This is a genomic window from Blastomonas ursincola, assembly GCF_013607875.1.
Classification (GTDB): Bacteria; Pseudomonadota; Alphaproteobacteria; order Sphingomonadales; family Sphingomonadaceae; genus Blastomonas; species Blastomonas ursincola.
In genome coordinates, this window is sequence record NZ_VDES01000003.1 from 200,967 (window position 1) to 217,911 (window position 16,945).

15 protein-coding genes are annotated in these 16,945 nt (G+C 64.8%); 9 read left to right on the forward strand and 6 right to left on the reverse strand.

Annotated features, from left to right (window positions below; all coding sequences use genetic code 11):
* Positions 1 to 30: 30 nt before the first annotated feature.
* The 8 genes from FG486_RS14810 to FG486_RS14845 all read left to right on the forward strand — a co-directional run bounded on the left by FG486_RS14810 (position 31) and on the right by FG486_RS14845 (position 5,664).
* Entirely contained in the window at positions 31 to 591 is a 561-nt protein-coding gene (locus FG486_RS14810) for a CheB methylesterase domain-containing protein (protein ID WP_181268114.1), read from the forward strand.
* Positions 585 to 1,133 carry a chemotaxis protein CheD gene (locus FG486_RS14815; RefSeq protein WP_137775355.1) on the forward strand — a complete coding sequence of 183 codons (549 nt, stop codon included), beginning with the start codon at positions 585 to 587 and terminating at the stop codon, positions 1,131 to 1,133. Before FG486_RS14810 ends, FG486_RS14815 begins: the two co-directional genes overlap by 7 nt.
* A gap of 16 nt (positions 1,134 to 1,149) precedes the next feature.
* The gene (locus tag FG486_RS14820) at positions 1,150 to 1,515 is read left to right on the forward strand and encodes a response regulator (RefSeq protein ID WP_181268115.1); all 366 of its coding nucleotides are present in this window, start codon (positions 1,150 to 1,152) and stop codon (positions 1,513 to 1,515) included.
* A 12-nt stretch (positions 1,516 to 1,527) separates the two neighbouring features.
* A complete protein-coding gene (locus FG486_RS14825) occupies positions 1,528 to 1,977 on the forward strand; it encodes a chemotaxis protein CheW (RefSeq protein ID WP_066278163.1) in 450 nt (149 codons plus the stop codon).
* A gap of 113 nt (positions 1,978 to 2,090) precedes the next feature.
* Positions 2,091 to 2,360, forward strand: a complete 270-nt coding sequence (locus FG486_RS14830) for a hypothetical protein (protein ID WP_181268116.1) — start codon at positions 2,091 to 2,093, stop codon at positions 2,358 to 2,360.
* Between the two features lie 35 nt (positions 2,361 to 2,395).
* Positions 2,396 to 2,782 carry a response regulator gene (locus tag FG486_RS14835; protein WP_181268117.1) on the forward strand — a complete coding sequence of 129 codons (387 nt, stop codon included), beginning with the start codon at positions 2,396 to 2,398 and terminating at the stop codon, positions 2,780 to 2,782.
* Positions 2,776 to 5,007 (forward strand): sensor histidine kinase, encoded by a 2,232-nt coding sequence (locus tag FG486_RS14840; RefSeq protein WP_181268118.1) that lies wholly within the window; start codon positions 2,776 to 2,778, stop codon positions 5,005 to 5,007. The genes FG486_RS14835 and FG486_RS14840 overlap by 7 nt, the downstream gene beginning before the upstream one ends.
* 3 nt (positions 5,008 to 5,010) lie before the next feature.
* On the forward strand, positions 5,011 to 5,664 hold the full coding sequence (locus FG486_RS14845) for a response regulator transcription factor (protein ID WP_181268119.1): 654 nt from the start codon (positions 5,011 to 5,013) through the stop codon (positions 5,662 to 5,664).
* 21 nt (positions 5,665 to 5,685) lie between these two features.
* On the opposite strand, the gene FG486_RS14850 is transcribed toward FG486_RS14845, so the two are convergent.
* The 6 genes from FG486_RS14850 to FG486_RS14875 all read right to left on the reverse strand — a co-directional run bounded on the left by FG486_RS14850 (position 5,686) and on the right by FG486_RS14875 (position 15,128).
* Positions 5,686 to 7,473 (reverse strand): putative bifunctional diguanylate cyclase/phosphodiesterase, encoded by a 1,788-nt coding sequence (locus FG486_RS14850; protein WP_181268120.1) that lies wholly within the window; start codon positions 7,471 to 7,473, stop codon positions 5,686 to 5,688.
* Positions 7,474 to 7,615: 142 nt separating this feature from the next.
* Complete coding sequence (locus FG486_RS14855) at positions 7,616 to 9,358, reverse strand: N-acyl-D-amino-acid deacylase family protein (protein WP_181268121.1); 1,743 nt, start codon at positions 9,356 to 9,358, stop codon at positions 7,616 to 7,618.
* A 124-nt stretch (positions 9,359 to 9,482) separates the two neighbouring features.
* Positions 9,483 to 10,319, reverse strand: a complete 837-nt coding sequence (gene rsmA, locus FG486_RS14860; protein ID WP_181268122.1) for a 16S rRNA (adenine(1518)-N(6)/adenine(1519)-N(6))-dimethyltransferase RsmA — start codon at positions 10,317 to 10,319, stop codon at positions 9,483 to 9,485.
* Entirely contained in the window at positions 10,319 to 11,314 is a 996-nt protein-coding gene (gene pdxA / locus FG486_RS14865) for a 4-hydroxythreonine-4-phosphate dehydrogenase PdxA (RefSeq protein WP_066278190.1), read from the reverse strand. Before pdxA ends, rsmA begins: the two co-directional genes overlap by 1 nt.
* Positions 11,315 to 11,336: 22 nt before the next feature.
* Entirely contained in the window at positions 11,337 to 12,719 is a 1,383-nt protein-coding gene (locus FG486_RS14870) for a peptidylprolyl isomerase (RefSeq protein ID WP_181268123.1), read from the reverse strand.
* An 84-nt stretch (positions 12,720 to 12,803) separates the two neighbouring features.
* Positions 12,804 to 15,128 (reverse strand): LPS-assembly protein LptD, encoded by a 2,325-nt coding sequence (locus tag FG486_RS14875; RefSeq protein ID WP_425543259.1) that lies wholly within the window; start codon positions 15,126 to 15,128, stop codon positions 12,804 to 12,806.
* 290 nt (positions 15,129 to 15,418) lie between these two features.
* On the opposite strand from FG486_RS14875, the gene FG486_RS14880 reads away from it, so the two are divergent.
* Positions 15,419 to 16,885 carry a leucyl aminopeptidase gene (locus FG486_RS14880; protein WP_066278196.1) on the forward strand — a complete coding sequence of 489 codons (1,467 nt, stop codon included), beginning with the start codon at positions 15,419 to 15,421 and terminating at the stop codon, positions 16,883 to 16,885.
* Positions 16,886 to 16,945: the final 60 nt, after the last annotated feature.

Below are 16,945 nucleotides of genomic sequence, written 5' to 3' on the forward strand. Positions count from 1 at the left end.
CCCGAGACAGGCTTTCGCTGGAACGGTGCCATGGTCGCCATCGCAGCCTCCACCGGCGGGGTGGAGGCGATCCAGCGGATCGTGACAGGCTTCCCCGCCGATTGTCCCCCGACACTGATCGTCCAGCACATGCCCTGCGGCATAACCCCTCTGTTCGCCGATCGGCTGGACCGGCACAGCCTGCCGCACGTCGTCGAGGCGCAGGACGGCATGCCGATCAGGCAGGGCATGGTCTGCATTGCACCGGGCGGTGCGCAGCATCTCGTCGTGGAGCACGCCTCTCCGTTGCGCTGCCGACTGCTCGATGCGCCCCCGGTCAACGGGCATCGACCCTCGGCGGATTGCATGTTCGAATCGTTGACCCACCGGCCTGCAGGCCAGGTGGTCGCGGTCGTGCTGACGGGGATGGGCGATGATGGCGCGCAGGGGCTTTTAAAACTTCGTAACCTCGGCATGCGCACAATCGCTCAGGACGAGTCCAGCGCGCTGATCTTCGGGATGCCCAAGGTTGCAGCCGAATGCGGAGCGGCCGAACAGATCCTGCCGTTGGACAGGATTGCGGAGAGGATATTGGAGCTATGCCAATGCTGAAGACGGCTGGGAATGCCCCGATGACGATCCGCCGCAATGTGCTCCAGGGCGAGTTCGAAGTGTCGCGCGACCCCGATGTGGTGCTGACCACCGTGCTCGGGAGCTGCATCGCCTGCTGCCTGCACGATCCGGTGGCCAGGATCGGCGGCATGAACCATTTCCTGCTCGCCTCGCCGCCGAGCTCACGATCAGGCCTGGGCGACGATGCACGGCGTTATGGCCTGTATGCGATGGAACTGCTGGTCAACGAGATGATCAAGCTCGGGGCTGTCAGGGCGACCATGCGCGCGCACCTTTATGGGGGTGCCAATATGCACAGCGGGATGCGCGCGATAGGCACCGAGAACACCCGCTTTGCCGAGGAATTTCTGCGGGCGGATGGCATCGAGCTGGTGCGCTCGGACACCGGCGGGGTGCGGGCTCGGCGGCTCGATCTGCAGCCTGCAACCGGCCGGGTGCGCTGCCGGTCGGTACAGGGCGATGTCCCGCAGGCGCCCGTGGCGCGGGTGCCGGTTACCACCGGCGATGTCGAACTGTTCTGATGGGGGAGGGGGTAGGATGACCAAGGCGATACTCACCGTGGATGACAGCCCGAGCCTGAGGATGGTGTTGCGCGAGGCGCTGACCGGAGCGGGCCACAAGGTCGTGGAAGCCGAGGACGGGCTCGCTGCGCTCGAATGGCTGGAGACCCATCAGCCGCAGTTGGTCATTACCGATATCACCATGCCCCGGCTCGATGGCCTGGCGCTGATCGAGCGGCTCAGAAGCCGCGAGACCATGCGCGATCTCCCCATCCTGGTCCTCACCACCGAAAGCGCGCCCGCCAGCAAGGCGCGGGCGCGGGCAGCAGGAGCCACGGGGTGGATCGCCAAGCCGTTCGATCCGGAAAAGCTCAACTCGGCCATCCGCCGTGTGATCCATTGAGGCAGAAAACCGATGCAGATTCAGCTCATCACGTTCGAGATCGATGCCAAGATGCTCGCCGTCGACATCATGGCTGTTCGCGAAATCCGCGCCTGGACGCCGACCACACCGATCCCCAATGCCCCACCGTTCGTCCGCGGCGTGGTGAACCTGCGCGGGTTGGTCCTTCCGGTGATCGACCTGTCCGAACGGCTCGGCTGGGGCAGGGTCGAGCCCAACGAGCGTAACGTGATCATTGTCGTCGAGATTGCAGGACAGATGACGGGGCTCATTGTCGGGAGCGTCAACGATATCGTGACGGTCGACGATTCGGCGATCCAGCCGCCGCCGAACATGGGCGGGCCGGATACCGAAAACATGCTGGAGGGGCTCGCGAGCGTGGAAGACCGCATGGCCATGATCCTGAAGCTCGGATATATGGGCGCGGGGGCCGATATGGCCGCAGTTCTGGAGGCTGCCTGAGGCTGGATCGAGAGGGATGGCTGGACGATGATCACGCCCAATCACAAGCGAGCCGGGGCTCGCCGCTGCTGGGCTCACCTGGTGCACCAGGGCCTGACGACTAGGGCTGCAGCATGAGCAGGGCGGCACTCTCGCACAAGCTGCGGTTGCAGATCGCGGACGAGCTCGATTGCGCCCGGCAAGAGATCGAACGACTGGGCGCGTTGCTGTGCAGCGACCCTACGCTGGTCGCCGCACACATGAACAGCCTGCAGGCGCTCGACATGATCGGCCAGCAACAGCTTGCGCTCGCGGCCGTGCTGCGTGCCGAGGATCCGCAGTCGGCAATCGCCCATACCCCGCTGGAACAGCTGCGCGAACGCCTGGAACAGGCGCTCGATTAACCTTTGGTCAACCATCTTTGGTAAGGGTAAACAGCGTGCACACGCCGAATATCCTTATCGTCGAAGACGATGACGCCTTGCGGGGCGAACTGGTCGAGCTGCTCAGGGCGCTCGGGGCGATGGCCATCGGCGTGCCCGACGGCACACAGGCGATGCATGCCTGGAAGCTGCAGCCGTTCGATCTGGTGCTGTGCGACTACAAGCTGCGCGCCGAAAGCGGGCTCGACGTGCTCAGGGCGCTGGGCGATCTGGCCGCTGCCCCTGCGGCCGGCCGTTGCTATCTGATGACCGCGCATGTCGATCTGACGGCGGCGGCGCAGCGCGATATCGCATCAATCACCACAGGCCTTCTGCACAAGCCGATCGATGCAAAGACCCTGCGCCGGATCGTTGCCGATGCAGCGGAGGCAGTGCGATGCTGAGCGTCAACTATCCCCAGGGCTTTCGTGTTGTGCTGCCCTATCTGTGGCCGATGGCGCTGCTGGCGCTTGCCGCCGCTACTGGTCTTTCGGCGATCAGACTGATCGCCGCGCCGGGGTTCGAATTCTATTTCGGCCCGCTTTTCTACCTGCTCGCCTATCGCTGGTTTGGATTGAGGGCAGGCCTGGTCACGGCAGTCGCCACCATGCTGCCTTCGCTATGGTGGTGGGGGCATCCGATGGCGGTGCTGCTGGCCATCGGGCATATCCTGGCGATAGACCGTTTTTCCGGCGAGGACCGCAGTCTTTCGACGGTCACGTTTTTCTATCAGCTCCTGGTTGGGGCGACCGCCAGCCTGATCTGGCTAAACCTGCCCGAGCCGCTGGCCCCCGAGATCGTGCTCGATATCGCGGTGCGCCGAATCCTGTGCGAGACGCTGCTCGCGGCCTGCGCTGACCTGGTTCTGCTCGCGGTGCTGGTCGATACGACCCGTGGCCGTGTTCGGCGGGTCCGCAAACTGGGTCTTCAGCAGTCGATCGAGGCGCTCGTTTCGATAGCGGTGGCCGGCGCAGCGATGCTGTTTCTGCTGGGCGAACTAAATCATGTGAATGAGCGACTGGAACTGCATCACGAGGATGTCGTTTCCGCGGTCCACGCCTTGCCCGATCGCAACGCGTTGCAATCCGGCAGGACCTATTGGTTGAACATGCACGGCGTCGATACACCCATGCCCTTCATGAAGGTTGCGTCGAGTGCGATGGGGCAGGCTGGCCCGAGCCTCGGATGCCATGTATTCGATGATGGCCGCGGCGATGGCACCGGGCGTCAGTCGCTGCGCTATTGGCTCGACATGTGCTATGCGGTCCCGCTTGGCGCAGGCAAGATTGTGCTCGTTTCGCCGCATGGGCATGTCATCGATCTGTATCGCAGTGTCTTGCACGGCATCGCGCCGCTCATGGCGTATCTGGGCCTTGCCCAGATCGGGCTGATGATGTTCGGCGCGTCGGTGCGTCGCTCCTCGCGCGTGCTCAGCCAGGCGCTGCTGGGCTTTGGCCGAGGCTACGTTACCACGCGCCCAACCGCGCCGTTCCGCGAAGCCGATCGGTTGGTTGGCGCGTTCATCGCTGCCAATAACGAGTTCGTGGCGTTCGAACGTCAGCGCGTGCACCTGATGCGGACAGTCGAAGAGCTCAGATCGGCGATCGATCTCAGGCTACTCAGCGATATCCGGTTCGACGCCCAGCGCGGCGAACTGCGTTATGCGAAGATCGATCCCACGTCGGGACGGCGCGGCGCAAGCCTGGCGGTGCACTCCGGCGATAGTGCGCATTTCCAGTCGCTCGCGGGGCAGAGCGAGATCATGGTGGAGTTCCGCCGCGGGCGCGACCAGGATGATCAATGGTATCTGCTGATCGCGCGCGATTACGATCAGGAGAGCGACAGCTGGCGTTACGGCTGCCTCATCCGCTTGCGCACCGCCAAGGCTTTTCAGACGCAGATGCGGCACAGCGCACGCCTGATGGAATTGGGCGGCATGGCCTCAGCGCTGAGCCATGAACTGCGCCAGCCGCTGTTCACCATCTCGCTGGCGGCGGAAAACGCCCAGTTGCTGATGCACAGCGGGCAGATGGATCCTGAACGCATGGCGGCCAAGCTTGGGCGGATCGTCGAGCAGGTCGAACGGGCCAACGCCATCATCCAGCGCACCTCGTCCTATGCCAGAACCGAGCGGGACGAGCGGGTCGACATGGATATCTGCCAGGCGGTCCGGAATGCCGTTCGGTTCATGCGACCGGTGATGACCGAGCGCGATATCGACCTGCAGATCGTGATTCCGGATGCGCTTCCCGTGATGTCGCTGCCGCGGATCGGGATCGAGCAGATTATCGTCAACGCCCTGCAGAACGCTGCAGACTCGATCGACACGCGGCGCGAGAATGAGGAGGATTCGTCGATCATGGGCGCGGTAAGGGTGCAGGTGGAGCAACTTGACCAGACCATCGTGCTCAACGTGCAGGACAACGGTGCCGGGCTTGATCCGAGCATCCGCAGCAATGCCTTCAATGCGTTCTGCACCACCAAGCCCGAAGGCAAGGGAACGGGATTGGGATTGTTCGTCTGTCGGCAGATCATGGACGAGGTTGGCGGATCGATCGCAATTGCCGATAATGCGCAAGCGCCGGGGGCCACGCTGACCCTGCGCTTTCCCTTGGCCGAAGGAGGTTGAACGATGGACATGCGCGAAGCACGCCACGTTTACATCGTCGATGACGATGCCGAGGTGCGCGCAGAACTGAGCGAAGCACTGGAATTGCGGGGGTTCGTCGTCCAGGCTTTCGACAGTGGTGATGGTTTTGTTGCGCAGCAGGCCGAGCTGACACCGGGCTGCGTGGTGCTCGACCTCAACATGCCGGGCCTGGGTGGCATGGACGTGCAGCAGGCTCTGGTCGATCGCGGCAGTCCGCACAAGATCGTCATGCTGACCGGGGCCGGATCGGTCTCCACGGCGGTGCGTGCGATCCACGCCGGGGCAATAGACTTTCTCGAAAAGCCTTTCCATGTCGACGATCTCGTCCGGTCCATCGGCAGCGCGGTCAACCGTCAGTTGCAGGAGGTCCAGCAGGACAGCCGCCGCCGCCAGGCCGAGGAGCTGATCGGGCGCCTTTCCGATCGCGAGCGCGATGTGTTGTGCGGGATGGTGCTGGGACTGGCCAACAAGATCATTGCTTATCGGCTCAGCCTGTCACCGCGCACGGTGGAGGCGTATCGCGCGCAGCTGATGAGCAAGCTGGGCGTACGCAGCCTGGCCGAAGCGGTGCAGATCGCGATGGAGGCCGGGCTGGAGCCGCGCGGCGCGATCCTCCGCACGCATCCGGAAGCCTGAGCCGCCTCCGCCACCGGCAAATCAGCAGGCGATATCGCGCCGGACAAAATCGGTCGCCAGCGCCTCGGTCAGCGCCGGGGCGATCAGAAAGCCCTGGATGCAGTCGCATTCGAGCCGTCTGAGCAGCCGGGCCTGCGCAGCCTGCTCGACCCCTTCCGCGACCACTTTCAGCCCCAGCCGGTGCGCCAGATCGATGACGCTTTCCACGATCACGCGGTCCTTGCCTTCGACGCAGATCGCTTCGATGAAGCTGCGGTCGATCTTGACATGGTTGATCGGAAGCTGGCGCAAATGGGTGAGCGAGGCGAACCCGGTGCCGAAATCATCAAAGGCAATCTCGACCCCCAGCGCATTGAGCCGGTCGACCGCCTCGCGCACCGCCCTGGCGCCGCGATCGAGCAGCATGCCTTCGGTAATCTCGATGCACAGCTGCTCGCCGCTGATCCGGCCGCTTTCGACCGCATCGGCGATCCTGTCGACAAAGGCGCGCGCGCGAAAATCGCCAAGCGTCGCGTTGATCGCGATCCACTGGAATGGAACGCCCTCCGCCTTCCAGCGATCGATCTGACCGAGCACCTCGGTGAGCACGAAATTGCCGATCTCCGCAGCGATCTGCTCGTCTTCGAAAACCTCTCCGAAGGTGGCGGGCGTCTGAATGCTGCCATCGGCGCGTCGCCAGCGCAGCAGCGCCTCGAACGCCATTGGCTGACCGCCGACGAGGTTGACGATCGGCTGATAGAGGATGAACAGCTCGTTGCGTTCCATGGCATGCGTGATCGCAGTGCGCAGGCCAGCGCGCTGGTCGGCCGCCTCGCGATAGGATGGCTTGAAGCGGCGCGCGCAACCGCGTCCCGATTGCTTGGCCGCATAGAGCGCAAGGTCGGCGCTCTTCAGCAGGCTTGCAGCGTCCTTCCCGTCGCGCGGGAACAGCGCAGCGCCGATGCTGGCATGGATGGTGCAGTCGTCCATCTCTGCGACCGGCTTGCGCCGCAGCGCGGCGAGAATGCCGTCGAGCCGTTGCTGGAGGTGCGTGCCATCCTCATCGTGCAGGATGACCGCGAATTCGTCGCCGCCAAGCCGCCCGATGGCATCGCATTCGCCCAGTTCTGCTCGCAGCGCCTGACCAACCGCGATCAGCAGCTGGTCACCGGCATGGTGCCCGGCGCTGTCGTTGATGTCCTTGAAATGATCGATATCCAGGATCGCGGTGGCGAACGGCGTACCCTTGCATGTCGCCGTGACCATGAGTTCGAGGAAGCGGCGGCGGTTGGCCAGCCGGGTCAGCGGATCGATATTGGCCAGCCGCCAGAGCCTCTGCTCTGCCTCTTTCTGGGGCGTGACGTCGAAGCGGATCGCGGTATAGCCCGACCGGTCGCGATGCGGGACGATGGTGGTATCGACCCAGTAGAGCCGCCCGCACTTGGCGCGGTTGCAGATCACGTCATGCCAGACATTGCCGCGCGAGATGGTGCGGTAAAGGTTCTGGAAAAAGGCACGGTCATGCGCTCCGGAGGCAAGGATGCGATGGTTCGCACCGATCAGCTCGGCCTCGGAATAGCCGCTCAGTTCGCAGAACTTGGCATTGACCGAGGTGATCCTGCCCGCCCGGTCGGTGACGGCGACGATCGCGGCGGCGTCGAGCGCCTCGCGCTGGAAATTGGCGAGATCGGCAAGCTCCTGCAACTGCCCGCTCTGCAACAGGCTGCGGCTCTGCAGGATAGCCAGTTCACGGTCGAGCCGCTGGCCTTCCGCCTCGCCAACGGGGCTGCTCCCGTTCCGAAATTCGCTCGCATCCCTTTGAACCGACATAGAATTTTCCTGCATCTTGCTCTGTCGAGTCAGCGCCTGGCCGCTTAACAAAGGGTGAAATACAGGGTTTCTACGGTACGTGTGCAACCGGGGGGCAGCGCCTCAGAGACGCGCAGCCCCGGCCCGATTCAGGGCGCCTGCGTCATTCGGCCGCGACGCGCTGCTCGACATTTTGCGGGCCGCGGATCAGCGTGCCGGGCCGCGCTGCCGTCACTTCGCCGTCACGGAAGGTAATCTCGCCAGACTTGATCGTGGCGACATAGCCATCCGCCTTTTGCAGCAACCGCTTGCCGCCGGCGGGCAGATCGAACGCGAGCCAGGGGCGCGACAGGCGCAGCCGCTTGAAGTCGATCACGTTGAGGTCGGCCAGATAGCCGGGCTTGAGAACGCCGCGATCGTTGAGGCCATAGAGCCGCGCAGTATCGTGGCACTGGCGCTTGACCGCGAGCTCGACCGGGATCGTGCCCGCCTTGCGGTCGCGTGCCCAATAGCTGAGCAGGAACGTCGGTGCTGCGGCATCGCAGATGGTGCCGCAATGCGCGCCGCCATCCGAGAGCGAGACCACGGTATCCTCGCGCTCGAGCAGCCCCTTGATGAATTCCAGGTTCCCGTCCTGGTAATTGAGGATGGGCAGATAGATGAACCCGGCGCCTTCGTTCTCCATCAGCACGTCATAGGCATATTCCGCCGGATCGCGCCCAGCCGCATCGGCAACGAGCGCAATGCTCTCCTCGCGGGTCGGTTCGTAGCTGAAGCCGTCGACGAGCGGGAATTGCAGCGCCCATCCGGCGGTGACCAGCATGAACAGCGCAGCGGTATCCATCGAGGGCGGCGGCAGATTGTCCTCGGCGAGCAGCTTCGCCTTGAACGCGGGGTCCTTGAGATGCGCCAGCTGCTCTTCCCATGGAAGGCCTGCGATCGCCTGCCAGCTCGGCCGCTGGACGAAGGGATGCACGGTGCCGCGCCAGGCCATGACCACGCCGGTGCCGCGCAGCGAGATCTGCGCGACGACATGACCACCGGTGCGGTTGGCCTCCTCGCAGGCGGCCATCTGCTCCGTCCAGTGCATCTGCTTCATCGGCGATTGCAGCATCGCGAAGGTCACGGGCAGCCCGGTCTCCTTCGACAGCGCGGTCATCCAGTCGAACTCCTTCCATTCGGGAACGAGGTCGGACGCCATTTCGAACACGCCATAGCCGACATTGCCCATCGCGCGGCCGATGCCGATGAGCTCGCGCGCGGTGGCTGTCGTGCCCGGAACCAGCTCGCCATCGACTGACTTGTGCAGCACGGTGCGCGACGAGGAAAAGCCGAGCGCGCCTGCGCGCAGGCCATCCTCGACGATTCTGGACATCGCAGCGATATCGGCGTCGGTCGGCTCCTCATTGGCCGCGCCGCGCTCGCCCATCACATAGGCGCGCACAGCGCCATGCGGCACGTGCGTGCCGATATCGATCGTCCGCGGCAGGCGCTCGAGCGAGTCGAGATATTCGGGGAAAGTCTCCCAGTCCCAGCTCATACCTTCGGCCAGTGCGGTGCCGGGTATGTCTTCGACCCCCTCCATCAGACCGATCAGCCATTCGTGCTTGTCGGGCGCGGCGGGCGCGAAACCGACGCCGCAATTGCCCATCACCACAGTGGTCACCCCGTGCCAGGACGATGGCGCCATGACGTCATCCCAGGTCGCCTGGCCATCATAATGCGTGTGGACATCGACAAATCCGGGGGTGACGATCAGCCCTTCGGCATCGATTTCTTGGCGTCCCGGTCCGTTGACCTTGCCCACCACCGCGATGGTGTCGCCGGTGATGGCGATATCGCCGACAAAAGGCGCTCCACCCAGGCCATCGTAGATCGTGCCATTGCGAATGATCAGGTCGTACATCGGTTCAGGCTCCTCATCCTTGCAGCTGCGCCGGGTCTGCTGCCCGGTCGTCTGGCGGTTTGGTGAGGATGCTACGCGAGTTTCGGCGAAAGGAAAGGGGGTAGCGGTATGGTTGCGCAACCGCTCAGGTCGTCTCCATCGCCCGCGCCACCGACAGGAACTCCTCCACGCTCAGCGTCTCCGCCCGCCGCGCCGGATCGATGCCCACGGCTTCCAGCGCCGCGAGCGCGCCGGGCAGCCCCTTGAGGCTCTGCCGCAGCATCTTGCGCCGCTGGCCGAACGCGGCGGCCGTGATCGCCTCGAGCCGCGCGGCCCTGATCCCGTCGGGCATGTCCGCAGGCGTCAGATGCACGATCGCCGACATGACCTTGGGCGGCGGGGTGAAGGCGCTGCGATGGACCTTCATCGCCAGCCGCGCTTGGCAGCGCCACTGGCTGAGGATAGCGAGCCTGCCATAGGCATCGCTGTCGGGTGCGGCGACGATCCGGTCGGCGACCTCGCGCTGGAACATCAGCGTGAGCGATCGCCATTGCGGCGGCCAGTCCTGGCCGCTCAGCCAGCCGATCAGCAGCGCGGTTCCGACATTATAGGGCAGGTTCGACGCGATATGGCACGGACCGGGCATCACGCTCGCGAGCGGGATCTCGAGCGCATCGCCCTCGATCACCTTCAACTGACCCGGAAAGGCCTCGCCCAGCTCGGCGAGGGCCGGCAAACAGCGCCGATCGCGTTCGATCGCGGTAACGTTCGCGCCCGCGCGCAGCAGCGCCCGTGTCAGCCCGCCAGGTCCGGGGCCGATCTCGAGCACATCCTGCCCATCGAGGTCGCCGGGCACCGCCGCGATCCGGTCGAGCAACTGTTCGTCGAGCAGGAAATTCTGCCCGAGCGCCTTGCTCGCGGCCAGGCCATGACGCGCGATCACCTCGCGCAGCGGGGGCAGGGCAGTGACGGGCGTGCGCATCAGCCCTCGTACGACTGGCGATGCGTCCAGGCCGCTCGCGCCATGCGGATCGCGGCGATCATCGAGCGCGGGCTGGCCAGCCCCTTGCCCGCGATGTCGAACGCGGTGCCATGGTCGGGCGAGGTGCGCACGATCGGCAGGCCCAGCGTCATGTTGACCGCATCGTCGAAATGCAGCGCCTTGACCGGGATCAGGGCCTGATCGTGATACTGGCACAACGCGACATCATAGCGATCGCGCGCAGCGGCGTGGAACATCGTATCGGCGGGCAGCGGACCTGCGACCAGAAAGCCCTCGTCGCGCAGCAGGTCGATTGCGGGCTGGATGATCTCCATCTCCTCGCGGCCCATGCTGCCTTGTTCGCCCGCATGCGGGTTGAGCCCGGCAATGGCGAGGCGCGGGCGCTCGATCCCGAAATTGCGCGCCATGCCCTTGGCCGCCGCGCGCGCCCGGTTGACGATCAGCTCGGTCGAAAGCGCCCCCGGCACATCCGCGATACCGATATGCACCGTGATCGGAATGACGCGCAGATCGGGACCGGCGAGCAGCATCGCGACATTCTGGCGCGAAACGCCGCAGGCCTCGGCGATGAATTCGGTCTGGCCGGGAAAGTTGAAACCGACCTTCTGCAGCTGGATCTTCGAGATCGGCCCCGTCACGATGCCGCATGCGGTACCTGCGCGCGCCAGACCCACGCCCATTTCCAGTGCTTGCAGCGCGCAGCGCGCGCCGTCGAGATCGGGTTCGCCGGGGATCACCGGGCCGCTGTCGATGACCGGCAGCACGGGCAAGGCAGTGGCAAAGGCATCTCGCGCCTCCCCGGGGTCGCCGATCACCTCGATCGGTCCGTGCCAAACAGCCTCGAACGCGCGTGGGTCGCCTACCGCGAAAAACGGCGTCAGACCCTCGGCCTCGCGCGCGTCCCAGCTCTTGCCGATGATTTCCGGGCCGATACCGGCAGGATCACCGGCCGAAATGGCCAGCAATTGCGTCACGCGAGGCACCGACCGGGGTGCATCAGTTATACTCGATCACGGCGTCGCGGCGAAGGTCGCGCAGATAGATCTGCGCGCGACGATTGACCTTGTCCTCTTCCATATTGGCCATCAGCTGTTCGGGGCTGGGGCCGCCATCGGCCGAAGGATCATCGCGGCCGCACAGGACGAGGACGCGCACGCCGTCCTTGACCGAGCCGAAGGGCTGGGTCGCTTCGCCGATCGACAGCGCGATCAGCGTGTCCTGCAGCGGCGCAGGCAGTTCGCGCACGGGCACCTGATCGTTGTTGGTGACGGTGGCGCCGAGCTGCTTGGCGATCTCGTCGGCCGCGCCGCAACCCTTGATCTGCCGTGTGGCCGAGGCGAACTCGGACGCGCGCCTGGTCGCTTCAGCTTCGGAGATGCCGGGCGGAAAGGCGATCGACAGCTGCTTGAGGCCGAGCAGGGCATCGCGCGGGTTGGCGGTCAGCACCTGGCGCTTGTCGATCAGATAGATCAGCGAGAAGCCGCCGGGAATTTCGATCGGCCCCGCGAGCTGGCCGACCTGCATGTCGCGTGCAACGACGCCCAGCGCTGGCGGCAGCTGTCCAAGCTGGATCCAGCCGAGATCGCCGCCCACCGCTGCGGTCGACGCTTCGGAAAACTGGCGAGCATAGGCGACGAACGATCCGCCCTGCTGCAGCTGCTGCACGATCTGTGCGGCGTTCTTTGCGACTTCGGCGCGGTTCTGCGAGTTGGCGGAGAGGTAGATCTCGCCGATGCGATATTCCTCGGTACCCTTGTTCGCCTTCAAGCGCTCGATGACTTCCTTCACCTCCTCTTCGGAGACGTTGATGAAGGGTGTGACGTTGCGGCCGAGCAGGCGCTGCCACGCGAGTTCGCCGCGGATCTGGCGCTTGAGCGAGCGCGGCGAGGAGCCGATGCTGGCCAGATACTTGTCGAGCGCGCCGGTATCGCGACGGAAATTCTGCTGCGCGACCTGCGCATAGGTCCGCTCGACCTGGTTCTCGTCGACCTTGATGTCGTTGGCGGCAGCTTCCTGGATCTGCAGTGTCTCGTCGATCAGGTTACGAAGGACCTGCAGGCGCAGGCGTTGACGCTCTTCTTCCGATACGGGCGCATCGTTGGCTGCGAGGATCAGCGCCACGCGCTCGTCGATATCGGTACCGGTGATGATCTCGCTGTTGACGATCGCGGTGGCGCGGCGGACATTCGGGTCCTGCTTGCCGAAGATCGTCAGCCCCTCGGGCACTTTGAGCGAGGTGTCGGGCATCGCCGCCGCGTCATCCTGCACCGTCTGGCCGGTGGCGGGGAGGGCGAGGCCGGCGATCAGCGCGCTGGCCAGCGTGGTCCGGGCCAGCTTGCGGGTACGGATCGCGATAGTGTTCAATGCGTGCAAGCTCATATCTTCCTGAATGGGACAAAGCGACCCCTTGCCCAAAATCGGCTTAACCGTGGCTGAGCGGGGCGGTGAATATCGCCTTTGCGATCAAAAGCCAAGGTTGCGCAGGGCGACACGCAGCAGAAAGGTATCACCGCGCTGGGCATCGCCCACCGGGATATAGTCGCGCCGCCAGGTAACGCCGAGCTCGAGGCAGTCATCCTCATAGGCGACGCCCAGCCGCGTGCGGATCGGCTGGAAGCCGTCCGCCTGCAGCGCCGGGTCTTCCTCGCGGTCGCTGAGATCGAACACGCCTGCGCCGAAGATCGACCAGTAGCGCGCGATGCGCACCCGGCCTGCAACACGCAGTTCCTCGCGGTCCTGCAGGTCCTCGATTTCCGGACCTATATCGCGGTTGAGTCTGAGATAGCCGACCTGGACATAGGTCTGGCGACCACCCACGGTGACATCGACTTCGTTCCGGCGCACGGCCAGGTTGTCCTTGTCGAGCCGGAAGCGGTGGGTGTAGCGGATGAAGTTGCGCAGCTTCAGGTCGAGCCGGCCGACCACGTCCGACGTGCGGTTGCCGAGGCCCGTGCCTTCGGGCAGGAAATCGCGCTCGTCATCGAAGCGATAGCTCTGTCCGACGACGGCATTCAATTGCATGCCCGGGCGCTGGAGCGACCATTCGACACCGTAGACGACGCGCACGCCTTCTTCCATCCGGTCATAGCCGGGCAGGCGATTGAGCGAGAAGAGGTTGCTGTCTTCCAGTTCGATCGCGCGCGAATCCTCGTTGGGCAGTTCCAGATTGCCCGTGGTGGGAGTCGCTACGACCTGCACGCGCGGGCTCAGCACCTGGGTGCCGCCAAAGGCCTCGCCGACGAACGGCCAGCGCATGTCCGCCGCGATCGATCCGCTGGCGCGCGCCCTGAGTCCGGACTCGCCGCGATAGATCAGCGTGTTGGTGAGCGCATTGTCGCTGCTGTTGTAGACGTCGCCGCGCGCCAATGCGGTCAGCGTGAATTCCTGGCCCAGGCCGGTCAGGCGGCGCATGTCCCAGCGGGCCTGTGCAAAGGCCCGCTGCGTGTCCTGGCCCGAGGTGCGGCCGATGGCGAGCGTGTTGAGCTGGAACTCGACCTTCCCGCCTGCAACCTGGTTGGGCATGCGATAGCGCCAGTCGACCACCGGCAGCGCGATTGGCACCTGGCCCTGCGGATCATTGACGCGCAAGGTCTGCGTCGCCCAGCCAGCCAGCGAGAAATAGCTGTTCGGCCCGATCCGCTCCGCCTCGATCGTCGAGCGCAGCCGGTCTTCGCGGCTCACGTCATAGCGGCGCAGGAAGGTGCGGTCGGTAACCGCACGGATCGATCCGCTGATGCTCCACGCCTCGTCCAGCTGGAACCGCCCGGTCGCATCGAAATAGCCGCGAAAATCGTTCTGGCTGTCCGGCGCGACATTGCCGGCACCCACGGGAATGCGCGATCCGGCAGTGGCATAGCCGGTGATCTGATAGGCGCCGCGATCGGTGAGCGCGCGATAGGTCGCATTCACCATGGGAAGCGCTTCGGTGAACACCGATCCGGTGACGGTCAGGTCGCGATTGGGCGCCAGGCTAATATAATAAGGCAGGCTGAGCTGAACGCCATTGGCCTGGCTGAAGCGGATATCGGGAACGAGTATGCCCGATCCGCTGCCTTCGCCGACCGGGTGGCTGAGCCCTGGCATCGGAATGACCGGAAGGCCGAACAGCTCGAGCCGCGCGCCATCATAGCGCACGCGCTTGTCGGCAGGGTTGTAGACCACCTTGATCGCGCGGAGCTGCCAGCTCGGCTTCTTGGGCTTGCCGGTGGGGGTTTCCACCAGACAGGCCGAATAGGCGGCATTTTCGAGCGTGATGACGCCATCGGTCCGGGTGCCACGGCTGGCGACCATGCGGCCGCCGGCTTCGAGCACGACCAGGATATTCTCGATCACGCCGTCGCGGATCGATTCGGTCAGCTCGATCGAATCGCCATAGAGCTTGTTGCCTTCGGCATCGGTGATCTGGACGCCGCCATTGGCGCGGACCTGGCCGGTCTTGCGATCCCAGGTGACGCTGTCGGCGACCAGCGACTGGTCTGCGCGGACCAGCAGCACGTTGCCGGTGGCAGTGACGACATCGGCATTGCTGTCGTAATCGAGCCGGTCGGCGGTAAACTCGATGACCTGCTGTTCTTCGCCGGCGGCGCCTGCGGCAGGCGCGTTCTGTTCATCGGCATATTGCACGATGTCCTTGCGCGTGAACGTCAGATTTTCGCCGAGCAGATAGCTGGTGCGCGTGCAGACGGGTTGCGCTGCGGCCTGATCGGCGGCGAGCGCAGGGGCTGCCTGCGCTGCGAGCAGCGCTGATCCCAGCAACAAACCTGTCCGTGAAAAGCGCAAGCCAGCCATCCGTCGATTCATGCGGTGGTTGTCATCGCCCAGAATCACGGGCCGTCCACGCGCCAGAATCGCGCCTATTGCACTGCAAAAGCCCGAGCGCAAACCGCTTTCGATGGTCCGTTTAAGGCTGCGGCAAATGCTGGCAAACAAACCGAACCTGTCCTATCGCTTGCAAGCTGCGATCTGCCACCAATATGGCACGCAGCGCCGTGTCGCCCCTTTGCGCCGCTCCGTCTTAGGCGCGACATGGTTCACAATCGATTAACCGGCCGACCGGCCCGCCTTTCGGGGACCCTTTGATGAACATTGTTTTCGACGCTTCCGCAGACGCTTATGCCGTGATCGCCTATCCGGTCGCCAAGGATGAGCTGGCCAGCCTCAACCTGCCGCTCGAATCCGGCAAAGTGGTGATCGATGGCGCGAAAGCGGCGCGTTTCGAGGGCGGCGCGGGCGAGGTGTTCGACATTTTCGTGGGCGAAGGCGGCAAGACGCTGCGCGTCGCGCTGGTCGGCACTGGCGGTCAGTCGCGCACCGATCTGGAGCGAGCTGGCGGTCAGCTGGTCGCCAAATATCAGCGCTCGGGCGTGGTCTCGCTCGCCGTCGACATGGGGCTTGGCGCGCTGGGCGGCAATCGCGAGGGCGCGAGCCAGTTCCTGTTCGGTGCGACGCTGCGCAGCTGGGCGCACGATCATTATCGCACCAAGTTGCCCGCGAAGCAGAAGGTGAGCCTGGGCGAGATCGGCGTCGTCAATGGGCCAGCGGGCCTTGGTGCGGTGTGGACCGACCAGGCCGCGATTGCCGAGGGCGTCGCCTTCACCCGCGATCTGGTGACCGAGCCGGCCAATGTCATCTATCCCGAAAGCTTTGTCGAACGCTGCAGGCATCTGGAATCGCTCGGCGTCGAGATCACCGTGCTGGGCCAGGAAGAAATGGCCAAGCTGGGCATGGGCGCGCTGCTCGGCGTTGCGCAGGGCTCGGTCCGTCCGCCGCGGCTGATCGCGATGCGCTGGAACGGCACCGGCGACGCAAAGGCCAAGCCGGTGGTTCTGGTCGGCAAGGGCGTGACCTTCGACACCGGCGGCATCTCGATCAAGCCCGCTGCCGGCATGGAAGACATGAAATGGGATATGGGCGGCGCAGGCGCGGTCGCGGGCACGATGAAGGCGCTCGCCGGACGCAAGGCCAAGGCGCATGTCGTCGGCATTTGTGGGCTGGTCGAGAACATGCCCGACGGCAATGCCCAGCGCCCCGGCGACGTGGTGACCAGCATGTCGGGCCAGACGATCGAGGTGATCAACACCGACGCCGAAGGCCGTCTGGTGCTGTGCGACGCGCTGCACTGGGCGCAGGAGAATTACGAGCCCGAGTATATCGTCGATCTCGCGACGCTGACCGGAGCAATCATCATCTCGCTGGCGGACCAGCATGCCGGGCTGTTCAGCAATGACGATGGCCTTGCCGAAAAGCTGACCGCAGCAGGCAAGCTGGCGGGCGATCCGCTGTGGCGCTTCCCGCTGAGCAGCGCCTATGACAAGATGATCGACAGCCCGATTGCCGACATGAAGAATGTCGGGGCCAAGGGCGGCGGGTCAATCACGGCGGCGCAGTTCCTCCAGCGCTTCATCAAGCCCGGTGTCAAATGGGCGCATCTTGACATTGCCGGCATGGTCTGGGCGGACAAACCCGGCCCGGTCTGGGACAAGGGCGCGACCGGTTATGGCGTTCGCCTTCTGAATCAGTGGATTGCGGATAATTTCGAGAATTGATCCGAACTCTCGAGTGGTGGTTTTCGAGGTCACCCCCGCGAAGGCGGGGGGGCCGCTTTT